Here is a 14,710-nt window from a genome sequence, read left to right as displayed (position 1 = left end):
TGACGGTCAACGAGCATCAAAATCGAGAAACTTTCAAGCCGGCTAACCGCCGGCTTTTTTCGTTTTGGCACTGGCCCAATTCTCCCGTCGAAATCAACGCAACAAGTTCCCAGCATCCAGCTTGCTGAGACCAACAGGTCTCGATAGGTTCGAGGAACAGACTCACTGGACCACGCAGTCACAGCAAAAGCCAGTCGAAGATCAACAGACGGAGCCAACCATCCAATGTCAGAACCGCTCTTAAAGATTCCAAACCATCACGCTGCGTCGTGCGGTGATCCGCCAATCGTCAACGGTGCAGAAGGGCGCTGCTACATCGGCTATTTTGAAAACGAACACGGCGAGCAATGGATTTTCACCCGCGATCGCAAGACCGGAACCGCCACACTCCATGGTGGTGACATCGGCTGGAACGCGGCGATCGATGTTACCGAGGGCCCTTCATCGCATTTGATTCTCAACGTACCTGAAAGCAGTTGGCTGAATGCGTGTCTGATTGCAAGTGGTCGGACGAAGCGGGATTGAGATTTCAAACAGCGTGCTCTGACCATAGAAATCGCGGCATCAGATGAAGAATCTGAACTGATAGGGGCGATTGTCCAGACGCGACATCTTCGACAGCGTTTGAGCGAGCAGATTTGCGTAGTGTAGCGTTACTGGAAGTTGGTCATAGAGACCGTCATTGTTCCAGTTCATTTTGGTAAGCCCCAAGATTTCGCGGCAGACTCGATCAAACGGACCGTGCCCCGCAAATCGCTGAAGCAACAGCGGCGATGGAATCCCTTTACCTTCCTTGAAATAATCACGTCCGCCTGGCATGGGGACATTTCCCTGCGTCCAAAGCAACGAGGCACGATCGTCAATTTGTAAGAAAGACCCTCGCTTGCATGGGTACCGGGCGGGCAGTCCTTTTTTCGGATTGGAAGCGTCTCGATTGATTTGTACGCCTCGCCAGGAGGTGTCTCGTTGCACTTGAATCAGCTCGATGTCTTTGACTGCACCACATGCGTCAAAACATCCATCTACCTCGGGCGCTGTGAAATGCGTCGACTTATGGACGACCAGTCTCGCCGGTAACTGCCCCGCATGCTGTCGCTGGTAAAGCGACATAGTGCGAGCCATGACACGCCGCATCTCAGCACGAGTCAGGAAGGGGTTGTTGCGCGAAACGTAATCGACTCCATCAACATCGAACGCAAGAAACTCCAAGCCGGTTCCGTCAGCACTAAACACTTGACTGCAGCAGCTTGTAAATTGCTGGCCCGCAGCTGTCTTCCGCATCGCATAGCTGATGCCCACATGCGCGGTATTCGGGTCGGCGCCCGCTACCTTCCACGGGATCCCGCCAGCCTTGGCGTACAACGCGATCGCTAATCGCCAGGCCACGCTGCATCGACAGGCGTAGTCGAAGACTCGATCCTCATTGAGTAACTGAATCGGTACTCCACGAGTCGCCGATATCGCTTTTAAGTAATGGTGCAGGTCAAACCCATCGGCTTCTTCCGATCGAAAAGCTCGTTTCCAAGATTTCGACAAAAGTATAAAAACCACATCGAATTGAGACCGGTTGGATTGCAAGTGCGCCAACTGCGTTGACAGTTCGCTTGCCAAGACTGAGTGCGGCTCGGCTGCATTCTGAATCTTTTCATCGAGCGAAGCGTCAAGCTCCACGTGGATGCCTTTGGGAGCGACTTCAATCTTCGTCCGAAAAACAGATTCAAATCCTGGAAACTCGGGAAGGTAGTTTTTTCGTTCGTCTGGCTTTGCCGGTTCTTGGAACTCGCGGAGCAGTTGGCCAGCACGCTTCTTCATTCCGTTAGGAACAATGAATGCAACTCGGATTGGCCGAAACGTATCCGACATTAGCACTTGGCTGTACGGTCCGAATTCAATCAGACCTTGAAGCGGGTGAATGTGCCGAGCATCTTCATTCACAGGGTCAAAGACAAGTTCGGACTCCGAGAGCCATTGGTGAGAGGGTAGTTGTGAAGCGCTCATCGCACGCCCCCCCGCCAGCTAAATCCAGAAGTGCGGCTGATCTCAAAACATGCGTCGACGCCTGATGAGCAGTCGTACGAGGCAAATTCGCATGTCTTGTTTTTGCCAAACAAAATGAATGCCCAGGCATCCAGCAGAGCGTTCCACCGATCGTTGTATCGCCTGGCAAGGCGATCTCGAATGAAGTCTTTCGCCATTTGCCGATCTGCAAGCGAGAGATCCCCCATTACCCGTACTGTCGGTTCAATGAGTAGCCATAGCCGATCTCTTTGGTAATCGAGTCGGAGTCGAATGGCTTCGCGAAACTTGTATGGCGTGCCAGGAACTTGCCCAGCTAACGCTCGCGTCTCCTTTCGCAGCAAGTCGAACACTGCGTCATTCACCATACCCGACCGAACCACTAAAGTGCGTTTTGCTTTCGTGTCAGCAAAATCAAGTGGACACTGTCGAACGAGAGCCTTGCCAATAGCATCGTAGAGAAGTCCAAATTCCGCAGACTGGCCTCCTCTCAATTTTCGCGGCTCGATGTTGTGCAGCGAGAACTCACTGATTGAATGCCCACCAAATGCGGCGCGAATGTCGTCATCTTCACCAAATGCGAGAACACCAGACCTGTTTCGGCCACACAAGACATCAACACCAGCAGTCTCGACAGCTTCTCGGATCTCGCTGTACCCACCGATTTCGCAAACGACCTTTCGGCAGACACTGGGGAACTTGATCACCGGAAAGGCATTTGTACGAATGACAGGCCAGCTTCCGTTGACCGTTCCAGGACGATGATTCGATATTCGCCTGGGTCGCTGCTCAAGAAGATCTTTCGTTTCTTGAGGCACGTTTGGCATTTGCCCGAGCACGTCGCTAGTGAATTCATCAAATGTGTCTGCGAGGACGATGTTGGCATCGACGCCTGCGGCATTCGCTTCCGAAATGAACGATGTGACCTCAGGCAACGGTTCGCGGCCCGGACGGTGAATCCAGAACAGTCCATTTGGAAAACCTTTGCCGGCGTGAAGGCTCGCACGAAACCCATCCATTACCGACTTGTCACGTCCGCTATAGCCGACAACAACCATCCCGCGTGATCGAGTTGCAGTCGACATGCAGTGCATCATGTTTTCGTCTTGCGACAGCAATTCTTCCTCGGTGTTATTCAAATCTTGCGACTGAAAGTCCCCGTGAAGCTTGACGTAAAGTGGAAAGTTGCTTTCAGCCAATGCCCGATTCGGATCGACGTTGGAGCCACGCGACGCAACGGTGAGTTTGCTTGTAGAGCCATATACCCGAGCGACGGCATCTTCGAGCATTCGGTCAAAGTTAGTCGTCCAGATAATTGGAGCGTCGCCCAGCTTCATTAGTGAAGCCAGGGACAAATAGCCGAAAGATGGAACCCCGTTGGAAACCAAGCGTTCGATGTATTTTCGCCGAATCGATTCTTTCGGATGGGCTTTCTTGAAGTAGTGACTGTATTCCTCAGTGCTGTCCTCCTTCGGCGAATCAGGAAGTGAGTCGCAAAAATCCTGGATTCGACGCTTTGTGGAAGGGTCGGCGACGTTGTCGCACGCACTAATGGGGACCCTGTTGGCACTGCAGTAGATGGACCTTTTGAAGTCCCAAATCATGTCCCAAGCGGTCGGGATGTTTGACGCCGCTGATGCTCCGGCACCGAGAAACCACATCATCCCTGGGCTCCGAAGCGGATACTCTCGCAGAAATTCGCTTAGCTCCATCTTGCCGCCTTACCCACTAAATCCTGGAACATGCCAACCAACTAGCCAGTAAACTTTGGCGTCACCGAGCCGAGTTGCAAACTCGCGCAACTCACCCTCGCAGTCGACCGTGAGTTCCTGCCCGTCCAACGCGATTGCCAGTTGGTGCTTGTTGGTACGTCGAGACTCTCGCCAAACCCGGTCCATTTCGTAGTCAACGCCGTTCGCGAGCCGCATCCACTTGTTCTCCGTTGAGCAGAATGGATTGTGTTGCCCAAGTCCTTCGATGCTTACACGAAATGAGATCGCGTTGATGGATGGCAACTCCAAAAGCCGCAGGACCATAGCGGTGCAAGAGACATTGAAGCGTTTTGCTAGATGGAAAACGAACGACCATCGCGGCAAGCGACCTTCGCCGAAATCGCGACGGATTTCGCGACTCACGATCAGCTCGGGAATAAGCAGCTCGGCGGCGATTCGATTGACTGCCATTTCCTCCGATGCGTCCCGACGATAGTTGCCGTCTCGATTGAGTGATTGACCTTCGACCTCAGCCAGCAAAATGTGGGCAATCTCGTGAGCTATTGTGAACCTTGTTCGAGTCTGACGTGCGCCCGCGCGGTGCCGGATCACAAACGCACCGTCCTCGCGAACGCCCAAGTACCCGTCCGCCTTCATTTCCCTTGGCGCGATATCGACAACTCCTTTCAGTTCCGCCAAAAGGTGAAGGTCAATTGGGCTCACGCCATTGCAATGTGGTTCTACAAACCTTTTCGCTGATTCAATTGCTTTTGCAACGGTTGATTTGTTCGGCATCGTTAGAACAACCCGCCTGCTCCATCTCGCTGCCGCCAGTCTTCAACGGTCAACGCCTCGTCATAACCTTCGCGATATTCGACGGCCTCGAGCGATTGCTCTTTCATGTCCTCAGTGAAATCGTGCCACAAACTGAATGCTCGTTGTTCTGAAATTCGACCGTCGCTGGCCAAGACATAGTGAACCAGATTTGAGAGCGACTCCGATTCAGAAACACTCATTGGCGTGTCGTTTGGCACCAACTTTGGTGGCGACGGGCTAGCACACTGCACAGTGCAGCTAATTTCAGCGGCGATTCGGAACAACGACATCAACGACGATGCGAGCGCAAGTCGTGGATTCTTTTCAAGTTCGTGGATCCAACTCGCTTTGCAGTCGGTGCGTTGTGCCAGCTCGTCCAAAGTCACACCATGCAGAATCCGCTGACGCAGGATAGTCTGACCGATTTTTTGATGAGAAGTGTCATTCAGCATTGGCCGACGACGAATCGCCGATTCGAGAATCGCACCACAAATCTCTTCGCGACGCTGTATCAGTTGCAGCTCAAGATCTTGGCGATTTTCGTACTTGATCGTTGCGAGCGTTGTTGAAAACTCGCCCTCGAACATTCGACTGACTTTGCTACCGATCTTGGCAAGTACCACACGCGGCACGGTGGCGTCGGCCGCAATCTGTGATTCGCAACCGACGCCCAATGATGGTTGGGTTACGTTGAAGACTACGAGATCTGCCAAGACACACTGTTCGTAGTTGATCACGTAAACATTTTCTGCAGAGTGGTTCGACCCCGGCATCGTGACTTCACCAGGATGGTAGATCTCGAACTGAACTCCCAGATAGTCGTAGTCTGCGAAGACACGCTGAAGAATCGATCGAACTTCGTCGCATTCCCCGTTAGCGGTTTCGTCGTTATTAGTGAGCGGACCGGCCGCATAAATACGGATGACAGGCTCGCCAGGAAGTTCTTCGCTCATCGTCTTGTTGAAACCAAGTTGGATGTCGTCGTCGAAATCCATGCTGAAGCTCCACCCGTCTTCGTCTCCACCATCGTCAAAATCATCGTCGCTCATGCTCCTACCTCGCCTTTGGCTCCGGCACGTTCTTTCTCGGGAACGATGAACGGCAATTCGATTCGGGTTATCACAGACGTGGGATCGTTGTCGTCCGAGACGACAAACGACTGCCCCTTCTCTTTTGCCTGAATGTAGAGGCGTAGCAGACTGAATCCGTTGCGAAACAAATCTGCCGTCGTCAATCCGGTCACGTCGCGGATCCGGTCAAGCTCATCGACGGCAGACGCCGTCAGGTCGATCGTGACTCTCCGACCCTTTGCCTTGTCACTCATCTGAAATCCTCAGTAGGTATGGCGTAGATTTTCAGTAAATCTTACGCACATCAGACTCGGAGTCAATAGCTGTCGATTACGGCAGTCCGATTGACCCGGATAATGCCGTCTCCGACAATCAAGGCAGCGTCTATAGCACCTTCAATACGCACGGGGACCGGAGCTGATGACTGTGGCTGACACAACTAAAGATCTGGGGCGGCTCGTGAAATCGCTTCGCGAACAGCTCGGGCTGAGCCAAGAGAAGTTTGCCGCCAAGCTTGGGGTCACTTTTTCTTCGGTAAATCGCTGGGAAAACGGGCACCGGAAGCCGTCACCGCTGGCGATGAAGCAAATCGAAATCCTAGTCATCGAGTTGGGTGCCAAGGGGAAAGCACTACACGAGGAATACTTCGCTGACTGAATGGGATCCACCGGACCCGAGAGGACAGAAATCGCCTACGTCACAAGGCATTACGAACACAACAACATGCAGGAATCGCCAACGAATGGCAGTCAAGAAATCGGATCTCTATTCATCACTTTGGGCATCGTGTGATGAGCTTCGGGGCGGCATGGATGCTAGTCAGTACAAGGACTATGTCCTGTTCATGCTGTTCATCAAGTACGTGTCGGACAAGTACGGCGATTCGGATGACTTTGCCCCCGAGGTGACAATTCCCGCCGGAGCCAGCTTCGCCGACATGATCGCGCTCAAGGGCAAGAGCGACATCGGCGACAAGATCAATACGCAGATCATTCAGCCGTTGATTGACAACAATCCGCGATTGGCCCGCAGCGACTTCCCCGACTTCAACGACCCCAACAAGCTCGGAGAAGGCCAAGCGATGGTCGATCGGCTGACCAATTTGGTCGCCATCTTTGAGAAGCCCGAGCTGGACTTCTCCAAAAACCGCGCCGAGAACGACGACATTCTTGGCGATGCCTACGAATACCTGATGCGCCACTTCGCATCGCAAAGCGGCAAGAGCAAGGGCCAATTCTACACGCCGTCAGAAGTCAGCCGGATCATGGCCAAGGTCATCGGCATCTCGCCTGACAACGCCGTCGCCGCCACGACCGCGTATGACCCCACATGCGGCTCGGGATCGCTGTTGTTGAAGGTTGCCGCCGAGGCCGGCGTGCGGATCACGCTGGAAGGTCAAGAGAAAGACGTGACCACCGCGGGTCTCGCCCGCATGAACATGATCCTGCACGACTTTTCGACTGCAAACATCCTGGCCGGCAACACGCTTGCCAATCCCAAGTTCAAAGACGGCGCGTCGTTGCGGACATACGACTACGTCGTAGCCAATCCACCGTTCAGTGACAAGACATGGAGCACAGGTCTGACGCCGTCGGCCGATCTGTACCAGCGATTCAGTTGGGGAGAGCCGCCGGGCAAGCAAGGCGACTACGCCTATTTGCTCCACATCATTCGATCGCTCAAATCCGAAGGCAAAGGCGCTTGTATCCTTCCTCATGGTGTGTTGTTTCGTGGCAACGCCGAGGCCGTCATCCGCCGCAAACTGGTCGATTCAGGCTACTTGAAAGGCATCATCGGACTGCCAGCCAACCTGTTTTACGGCACCGGCATACCAGCTTGCATCTTGGTGCTTAGCAAAGAGAACGCAACCGCCCGCAAGGGCATCTTTATGATTGACGCATCCAAGGGGTTCATCAAAGACGGCAACAAGAACCGGCTGCGTGAACAAGATATTCATCGCATCGTCGATGTGTTTAACCGAGGCGATAGCAGCGACCCGCGGTACGCGCGGATGGTCTTGCGCAGCGAGATTGCCGATCCCAAGAACGATTACAACCTGAACCTACCGCGATACATCGACAGCAGCGATCCGGAGGACTTGCAAGACATCGACGGGCACCTGCTCGGTGGCATCCCCAACCGTGACATCGACGCGATGGATCGCTATTGGGAAGTCATTCCCGAAGTCCGCAAACAGCTATTCAAGCGAGCCGACCGATCGGGCTACAGTCAATTGCGTCGACCGATCGCGGAAGTCAACTCGGCGATCTTCGATCATCAGCAATTCAAAAAATTCGTCGCGACGACCACTAAAATCTTCTCCAAGTGGCGAAAGTCCACTACGCCGAAGCTCAACGCGTTCGACCAGAACGATCACCCAAAGTCTTTGATCGCTGACATTGCGGAAACACTGCTCAGCGGGTTTAAGAAGGCCGCGTTGCTGGATGCCTATGACGTTTACCAGCATCTGATGGACTACTGGGCCGACATCATGCAGGACGATTGCTACCAGATTGCCGCCGAAGGCTGGGTGGCCCAGCCGCGTGAGATTTGGGAGCAGATTAAATCGGGGAAGAAGAAGGGCGAGATGAAGTATCGAGGCTGGGTGTGTGACCTGGTGCCGAAGTCGATCTTAGTGGCTCGGTATTTTGCCGACGAACAAGCTGAGATTGATGACATGGAATCGCGTCTGGCGTGCATCGCCGCCGAGCTTGTCGAGTTATCTGAGGAACACGGCGGCGAAGAAGGCGTCTTGAAGGGCGTTTCGTCCAAAGCCGATGTCGAAGAAGCTCGCGTATCGGCGATGATTCCGATTTGGAGCGAAGAGGCCAAGGCGACCTGTGACCAATACACTGAACTGGTCGAAACCGCCGGCGCTCACGCAGCCAAAATGAAAGAGCTTGCGGATCATCGGTTTTTGGTGGCGTTAAAAACATCCAAGGGAAAGCTGACACTGAAGGCGGTCAAAACGCGAGTCGAAAAAGCCCCGGCTGCCGATGAAGCGAGAGTTTTAAAAAGCTATCTCGATGCAGATAAGTCGCAGAAGTCCGACGCCAAACAAGCGGCCAAGCTGCTGGCGGCAGCGGAGAAATCCATCATGGCTCGCCTCGACGAAGATCCGATCCCGGACAATTATGACGACCTAGCCGTTACGGTGCGTTATTTGGCATTGCTCGATCAGCAGAGCGAATTAAAAGCAAAAATGAAGGTCGCCGTTGACGCGCTCGATGCCACCGCGAGGGCAAAGTACTCGGACCTGAGCATTGACGAGATCAAGTCGATGGTTATCGACGACAAATGGATGCCCACAGTCTCAGCAACGGTGCAAACCGAAGTCGACCGCGTCTCGCAAACGCTCACCCGACGAGTACGACAACTTGCCGAGCGTTATGAAACACCGCTGCCTGAGTTGGTCGATGAACTTGAAGCCTTGTCGGCAAGAGTGGACGCTCACTTGGCCAAAATGAGGGCCGCCTCATGAGCCAAGTTCGCGACAAGAACGTTGGTTACGCAGTGCGGAAAGGTTACAAGCACACGGAAGCAGGGTTGATTCCTGATGATTGGAAGTGTGCCACGCTGGAAAGCGTGGCCACGTTGTCTTCTGGGACTACGCCAGCGCGGGCGTCGCATGATCGATACTTCTCACGTGGGACGATTCCATGGGTGAAGACGATGGATTTAAGGAATACATATCTTGTCGATACATCAGAGCGAGTTACAAAACTTGCACTGCGTGAGACATCGCTTAGCCTTAATCCACCTGGAACTGTACTTGTTGCGATGTACGGCGGATTTCAGCAGATTGGACGGACGGGACTTCTTGGCATTGCGGCAACTGTCAATCAGGCAATTACCGCAGTTCAACCGCGAAACAACCTGCTTGAACCACGATACCTATTAGACACGCTCAACTTTCGCATCGACTATTGGAAGACGGTAGCAAGCAGCAGTCGGAAAGATCCCAACATCACCAGTCGGGATATCAAGGCTTTTCCTGTCCCTCTTCCCCCGCTCGCTGAGCAAGAAGCGATTGCGGAAGCGCTTTCGGATGTTGACGCAACGCTGAACGTGCTGAGCCGGTTGATCGCCAAGAAGCGTGATCTCAAACAGGCCGCCATGCAGCAACTGCTCACCGGCCAAACCCGACTCTCTGGCTTTGGAACGAAGCAGACGGGTGTCCAAGAAACTGCCGTCGGATCAGTGCCCTGCGATTGGGACGTTTCTTCCGTCGGTGCAGAATTTGAAATTCAGCTTGGAAAGATGTTAGATGCCGAGAAGAACGTTGGGGTTCCAAAGTACTATCTTGGCAATCGAGCAGTTCAATGGGGACGAATTGATGTCACAGAACTGCAGACGATGCCGATGTCGAAAACGGATCTGACAAAGTTCCGATTGATCGACGGTGATCTTCTGGTGTGCGAGGGTGGCGATGTTGGCCGCGCAGCCATCTGGCGATCTCAACTTGATGAATGCTATTTCCAGAAAGCGCTTCATCGGTTGCGGGCACGAGACAATTTTAATTCCCGCTTGATGATTGCATTCCTCAAACGCTGGTCAGACCGAGGGATTCTTAGAAACTATGTTACGCAGACGAGCATAGCCCATATGCCGAAAGACAAGTTCGAGACCATTCCGTTGCCGAAGCCGCCGCAATCGGAACAAACCGCGATTGCGACGGTGCTATCCGACATGGACGCGGAGATCGAGAAACTCGAAGCCCGACTGGAGAAAACGCAGATGCTCAAACAGGGCATGATGCAGGAATTGCTGACTGGTCAGACGAGGTTGATATGAGCGAACTGAACCGACCAATCCATCCGATGCCGTCCGAGCCAATCGGCGTCTCGAAGAAGACAAATCAAACTACTGCGGGCAACGCCGCTTCATCGTGCGGAAAGAAATGAGCATGGCTGAAACAAGCGACCAACTGATCACTCTGAAAACGATCAACGACCTCCGATTGGAAGAATCGGGCAACCCGCAGCGCTATCACATTGCGGCGTATCAACGTGGCTATCGCTGGTCTCCTGTGCAGGTCACTCAACTACTGGATGACATTCGCGAGTTCACTCAGCGAAGAAATCCACAGCCCGATCACTTCTACTGCCTTCAGCCAATCGTCTTGAAAATTGCCAAAGGTGGAGGGTATGAGGTCGTTGATGGCCAGCAACGGCTAACCACGCTGTTGTTGATTCTAAGATGCTTCAACGAATTTGCCTCGCAAAAAAGGCAAATGGCATCGTTTACGCTGGATTACGAAACACGGCCCAGTTTGGACGCATTCTTGGCCGACCCAAATCAGAAAGATGCTGACAGCAACATCGACTTTTATCATTTGTTCAAGGCAATGAACGCAATTGAGAAATGGTTCGATGAACGAGAGAACGAAGTCGACCTAATCAAGAACGCGTTTCTAAATCAAACCAAAGTGATTTGGTTCCAGTTGTCCGATTCCGACAATCCGGTCGACGCGTTCACACGGTTAAACGTCGGCAAAATCCCGCTGACCGACGACGAGCTGATCCGCGCACTCTTTCTTCGCCGGCCGGTAGAAAAGCCCAAGAACGCCAGCGATTTACAATTGCGGATCGCGCACGAATGGGACATCGTCGAGAAGACGTTACAAAACGATGCGTTTTGGTACTTCTTGAGCAATGAGCCCGGCGCTACCCAGAACCGAATCGGATTCCTGTTCCATTTGGTTGCCGTATTCGATGGCATGTCGACGGATGCAACGCACGATCAGCACCCGGTCTTCAACCACTTCAGCGAAAAGCTGAACGCGGATGACGCAGATCCAGAGATGGAATGGAGACGGGCGAAACAGATGTTCATGATGTTGGAGGAATGGTATGACGACCGGACGCTATTCCATATCGTGGGATTCCTCGTTCACACAGGAAAGACGATCGGTAGTCTCGTCAAACTTTCACAGGGATGCACGAAAGACCAGTTCGAGAAGCGATTGCGTGACCTGGTGTTCAAGTCAATCATCGGCTCCCCACCAGAGAAAATGACACGAGCCGTAATTCAAGGGATTGTGAGCGAACGGCTAGAAACCTTGCAATACGGCCGACCGCTGGACAACGCGACGATTCGTTCGGTGTTGTTGCTGTTCAACGTCGCCACGCTGCTGGAAAGCAAGAAATCAAATTTGCGGTTTCAGTTTGACAGTTTCAAATGCGGTGAATGGGACATCGAACATGTACGGTCAGTCTCGGCGGATGATCTGAACTCGGTCTCTCAACGAAACGAATGGCTGACCGAAGTCCGCGGCTACTTTGAATCGCAGGACGAGCAGCCAGACCTTCGCAAAAAGATCGACGCGTTTCTAGCGAAGCCAAACCCGAAATCGCTGGTCGAGGAATTTGCGAAGCTTTACGAGACGATTGTCAAGCATTTCGACGAAAAGACTGAACCCGAACCGGATCATGGGCTCGCGAATTTGGTGCTTTTGGACGCAGCGACGAACCGCAGCTACAAGAATGCGGTGTTCGCATTGAAGCGGCAAAGATTGCTGTCGCTGGACCGCGCTGGCATTTTTGTGCCTCTGTGTACGCGAAACGTGTTTCTGAAGTGCTACAGCCAACGCGTCGACCACGCGATGTTCTGGAAAGAGTCGGACCGGGATGCGTATCTGAAGGCGATGACAACAACGCTAACGGACTTCTTTGTACCCAAACCGGAGGTGGTCCAGTGAGCGACATTGGCAGCCAGTTCAATTACAAACAATTGCTCGAACGACACAATTCGATCCGTATCCCGATGATTCAGCGGGACTACGCACAAGGTCGTCCATCGGTTGCGCAGGTCCGAGAAGACTTTTTGGCCGCGATCGAAGATGCCCTCAATAAGCCTCCCGGTGATCCGTCGTTACCGATGAACCTGGACTTTATCTACGGTAGCGTTGCGAATGAAGATGAACTGTCTCAGTTTTCACCGCTAGATGGTCAGCAACGACTGACAACGCTGTACCTGCTTCATTGGTACTTAGCGTGGAGCGATGACCGATTTGATGACTTCGAGGACTTGTTCCGTGACGGGGATCATTCGCGTTTTTCGTATAGCGTCCGTCAAAGCAGCAATGAGTTCTTTGATGCCCTGGTTCAGTGCCAACCCGAGGACCGGCCCGATGAGGTAGCGCAACTGAGTCATTGGATCGCAAACCAGTCTTGGTACTTCCGAAGTTGGCGATTGGATCCAACGATTCAATCCGTGTTATCGATGTTGGACGCCATCCACACCCGCTTCGCCGCCAGTGAAGAACTTTTCGAGCGACTGGTTAGTGAAGACCATCCCGCGATCACGTTCCAGCTACTCGACCTCGAAAACTTCGAGTTAACGGACGATCTCTACATCAAGATGAACGCACGCGGCAAATCGTTGTCGCCATTCGAGACTTTCAAGGCGAGGTATGAACAAGACCTCTCGAAACAGTTCGCAGGCGAAAGCCGTGCGATTGGCGGACACGAGTTTCCCGTCAACGAGTTCGTGGCTCGAAGAATGGACACGGCTTGGTTGGATCTGTTTTGGTCCGGGAACCGTCGGTCGGCGGAAATCGTTGACGAGAGTTTTTTCAATGTGTTTCGCTTGGTTGCTCTGATCACTCGCGATCCCGACGCGGCAAGCTGCACCAAGGATGTCTTGATACTGACACGTACACAGCCCACGTATGCCACGTTTCACGATAGCAATTGGCTGGACGAGACCTTTACTCGAACACTAATCCCGCTTCTTGAGTGCTGGTCTTCAGGTGACAAAGGGTTGCACATCGTGCTGCCCAACAAAGACTATTTTGATGAACGAGCGATTTTTGAAAGATTGACACGGAACTCCACAAGCTTGGACGTTTCCGAGATTCTGCTGTTCATGGCATACGCGTTCTTCATCCGAGAACACGAACCAGCGCTAGACGCGGATAAGTTTCAGCAATGGATGCGGGTAATCTACAACCTGATTATTAATGTCAATATCGAGCGAGCTGAACGCCTGCCGATCGGGATGAACTTGATTCAGAGACTTCTGCCACATTCCGGTTCAATTTTGGAATACGTCCAGTCCTGGGAGGTGCCGGATGAGTTGCCGATGAATGTGAAGCTTCAGTTGAAGGAGGAAATCCTGAAGGCTGGATTGTTGCTGAGTCACGATGGATGGCGTCCGCTCATTGAGCGTGCCGAGTTGCATGGCTACTTCGACGGCCAAATTGACTTTGCATTAAATTTCAGCGGCGTTGTCGATCAAGCAAACGCTTCGTCGATCGACGATTGGGATGCACCGACGCATGTGAAGCTTCAAGCTGAGTTTGAAAGCTCACTTCTCAAGGCAGAAGCGATGTTTGACGCAGAAGGATTGATCGCTTCGCAAGACCACCTTTGGGAGCGAGCGTTGCTCACCGTGGGTGACTACACTTTGGAAAGCGGCAATCGCAATCGCTCGCTATTGGTCAACGCAACTACTGTGCAGGGCAGTTGGAAACGTTTGCTTCGTGCGTTCAGTCCTCCTGAACGAATCGCTCGTGTCAAGTTGCGCGACCTGTGGGCAAAACTAGATGACCACCGTCCATTTCCAGATCAGCTCTTGGAGATCATCAAGGCAGGCGACGAGACAATGCCCGCCTGGCGTGCCGCGGTCGTCAAAACGCCGCAGGCGTTTAGCTATGGCAAAAACCTGATGCGTTTTGAGAATGGCTACATTTATTTGCTGAAGAAGATGCGGATGAGTGCAGCCCATGCAGAGGTCCACTCATTTTGCTTTTTCAATAATGAACTCCGTGCGATGGCGGCCAAAGGATCACTCGGCCCACTGACGATCGGCGAGTACGCCGATGTGAACGGTATTGAGCGAGAGCCCTACTTCGACTTGATCTACCGCGAAGGTAAAAAGCAAATGCGAATCGAGGTCGATGTTTTTGAGCAGAAGTATCGAATTGGGGCGTTGACGTCCAAGTTAGCAAGCATGACTCACGTAAGGGATTGCCTTGAAAAGCATGGCGATCTCGTAACGGTCGACGATTATCAATGCATCAGTATCGAGATTGACAAATTGAAGAAAACACTGGTCCGATTGGCAAAAGACCTCGGCGAAGCAGGAGCTTGA

General features: G+C 52.8%; 11 protein-coding genes. 6 read left to right on the top strand and 5 right to left on the bottom strand.

Translation table 11 applies throughout. From position 1 onward, the window contains the following. Positions 1 to 225 precede the first annotated feature (225 nt). A complete protein-coding gene (locus FHS27_RS06295; protein WP_184303183.1) occupies positions 226 to 525 on the top strand; it encodes a hypothetical protein in 300 nt (99 codons plus the stop codon). A 39-nt stretch (positions 526 to 564) separates the two neighbouring features. Here FHS27_RS06295 and FHS27_RS06290 read toward each other — a convergent pair whose 3' ends face one another. From FHS27_RS06290 to FHS27_RS06270, 5 genes are all read right to left on the bottom strand, one after another. Beyond that, positions 565 to 1,998: an argonaute/piwi family protein gene (locus FHS27_RS06290; protein ID WP_184303179.1), complete on the bottom strand. Its 1,434-nt coding sequence runs from the start codon at positions 1,996 to 1,998 to the stop codon at positions 565 to 567. Beyond that, the gene (locus FHS27_RS06285) at positions 1,995 to 3,680 is read right to left on the bottom strand and encodes an SIR2 family protein (protein WP_184303176.1); all 1,686 of its coding nucleotides are present in this window, start codon (positions 3,678 to 3,680) and stop codon (positions 1,995 to 1,997) included. The genes FHS27_RS06290 and FHS27_RS06285 overlap by 4 nt, the downstream gene beginning before the upstream one ends. Before the next feature lie 57 nt (positions 3,681 to 3,737). Further along, positions 3,738 to 4,451, bottom strand: coding sequence for an ImmA/IrrE family metallo-endopeptidase (locus FHS27_RS06280; RefSeq protein ID WP_184303173.1), 714 nt, complete (start codon positions 4,449 to 4,451; stop codon positions 3,738 to 3,740). Positions 4,452 to 4,525: 74 nt separating this feature from the next. Continuing rightward, entirely contained in the window at positions 4,526 to 5,593 is a 1,068-nt protein-coding gene (locus tag FHS27_RS06275) for a helix-turn-helix domain-containing protein (RefSeq protein WP_184303170.1), read from the bottom strand. Then, on the bottom strand, positions 5,590 to 5,868 hold the full coding sequence (locus tag FHS27_RS06270; RefSeq protein ID WP_184303167.1) for a hypothetical protein: 279 nt from the start codon (positions 5,866 to 5,868) through the stop codon (positions 5,590 to 5,592). Before FHS27_RS06270 ends, FHS27_RS06275 begins: the two co-directional genes overlap by 4 nt. 172 nt (positions 5,869 to 6,040) lie before the next feature. On the opposite strand from FHS27_RS06270, the gene FHS27_RS06265 reads away from it, so the two are divergent. From FHS27_RS06265 to FHS27_RS06245, 5 genes are all read left to right on the top strand, one after another. Beyond that, positions 6,041 to 6,271 (top strand): helix-turn-helix domain-containing protein, encoded by a 231-nt coding sequence (locus FHS27_RS06265; protein WP_221224908.1) that lies wholly within the window; start codon positions 6,041 to 6,043, stop codon positions 6,269 to 6,271. A gap of 85 nt (positions 6,272 to 6,356) precedes the next feature. Beyond that, positions 6,357 to 9,095, top strand: a complete 2,739-nt coding sequence (locus tag FHS27_RS06260; RefSeq protein WP_184303161.1) for a type I restriction-modification system subunit M — start codon at positions 6,357 to 6,359, stop codon at positions 9,093 to 9,095. Then, positions 9,092 to 10,408 (top strand): restriction endonuclease subunit S, encoded by a 1,317-nt coding sequence (locus tag FHS27_RS06255; protein ID WP_184303158.1) that lies wholly within the window; start codon positions 9,092 to 9,094, stop codon positions 10,406 to 10,408. Before FHS27_RS06260 ends, FHS27_RS06255 begins: the two co-directional genes overlap by 4 nt. Positions 10,409 to 10,520: 112 nt before the next feature. Then, positions 10,521 to 12,314 (top strand): DUF262 domain-containing protein, encoded by a 1,794-nt coding sequence (locus FHS27_RS06250; protein WP_184303155.1) that lies wholly within the window; start codon positions 10,521 to 10,523, stop codon positions 12,312 to 12,314. Next, positions 12,311 to 14,710, top strand: a complete 2,400-nt coding sequence (locus FHS27_RS06245) for a DUF262 domain-containing protein (protein ID WP_184303152.1) — start codon at positions 12,311 to 12,313, stop codon at positions 14,708 to 14,710. Before FHS27_RS06250 ends, FHS27_RS06245 begins: the two co-directional genes overlap by 4 nt.

This window comes from Aporhodopirellula rubra, assembly GCF_014192335.1.
In the GTDB taxonomy this organism is placed as follows: Bacteria; Planctomycetota; Planctomycetia; order Pirellulales; family Pirellulaceae; genus Rhodopirellula; species Rhodopirellula rubra.
The sequence above is the reverse complement of the archived record's forward strand: the minus strand, read 5'-3'. Positions and strand labels throughout refer to the sequence as shown.

What these genes read in the sequence shown, in the direction of transcription:
- FHS27_RS06295 (WP_184303183.1), top strand. Translation starts at nt 226, where the DNA reads ATGTCAGAACCGCTCTTAAAGATTCCAAACCATCACGCTGCGTCGTGC.
- FHS27_RS06290 (WP_184303179.1), bottom strand. Translation starts at nt 1,998, where the DNA reads ATGAGCGCTTCACAACTACCCTCTCACCAATGGCTCTCGGAGTCCGAA.
- FHS27_RS06285 (WP_184303176.1), bottom strand. Translation starts at nt 3,680, where the DNA reads ATGATGTGGTTTCTCGGTGCCGGAGCATCAGCGGCGTCAAACATCCCG.
- FHS27_RS06275 (WP_184303170.1), bottom strand. Translation starts at nt 5,593, where the DNA reads ATGAGCGACGATGATTTTGACGATGGTGGAGACGAAGACGGGTGGAGC.
- FHS27_RS06270 (WP_184303167.1), bottom strand. Translation starts at nt 5,868, where the DNA reads ATGAGTGACAAGGCAAAGGGTCGGAGAGTCACGATCGACCTGACGGCG.
- FHS27_RS06260 (WP_184303161.1), top strand. Translation starts at nt 6,357, where the DNA reads ATGGCAGTCAAGAAATCGGATCTCTATTCATCACTTTGGGCATCGTGT.
- FHS27_RS06255 (WP_184303158.1), top strand. Translation starts at nt 9,092, where the DNA reads ATGAGCCAAGTTCGCGACAAGAACGTTGGTTACGCAGTGCGGAAAGGT.
- FHS27_RS06250 (WP_184303155.1), top strand. Translation starts at nt 10,521, where the DNA reads ATGGCTGAAACAAGCGACCAACTGATCACTCTGAAAACGATCAACGAC.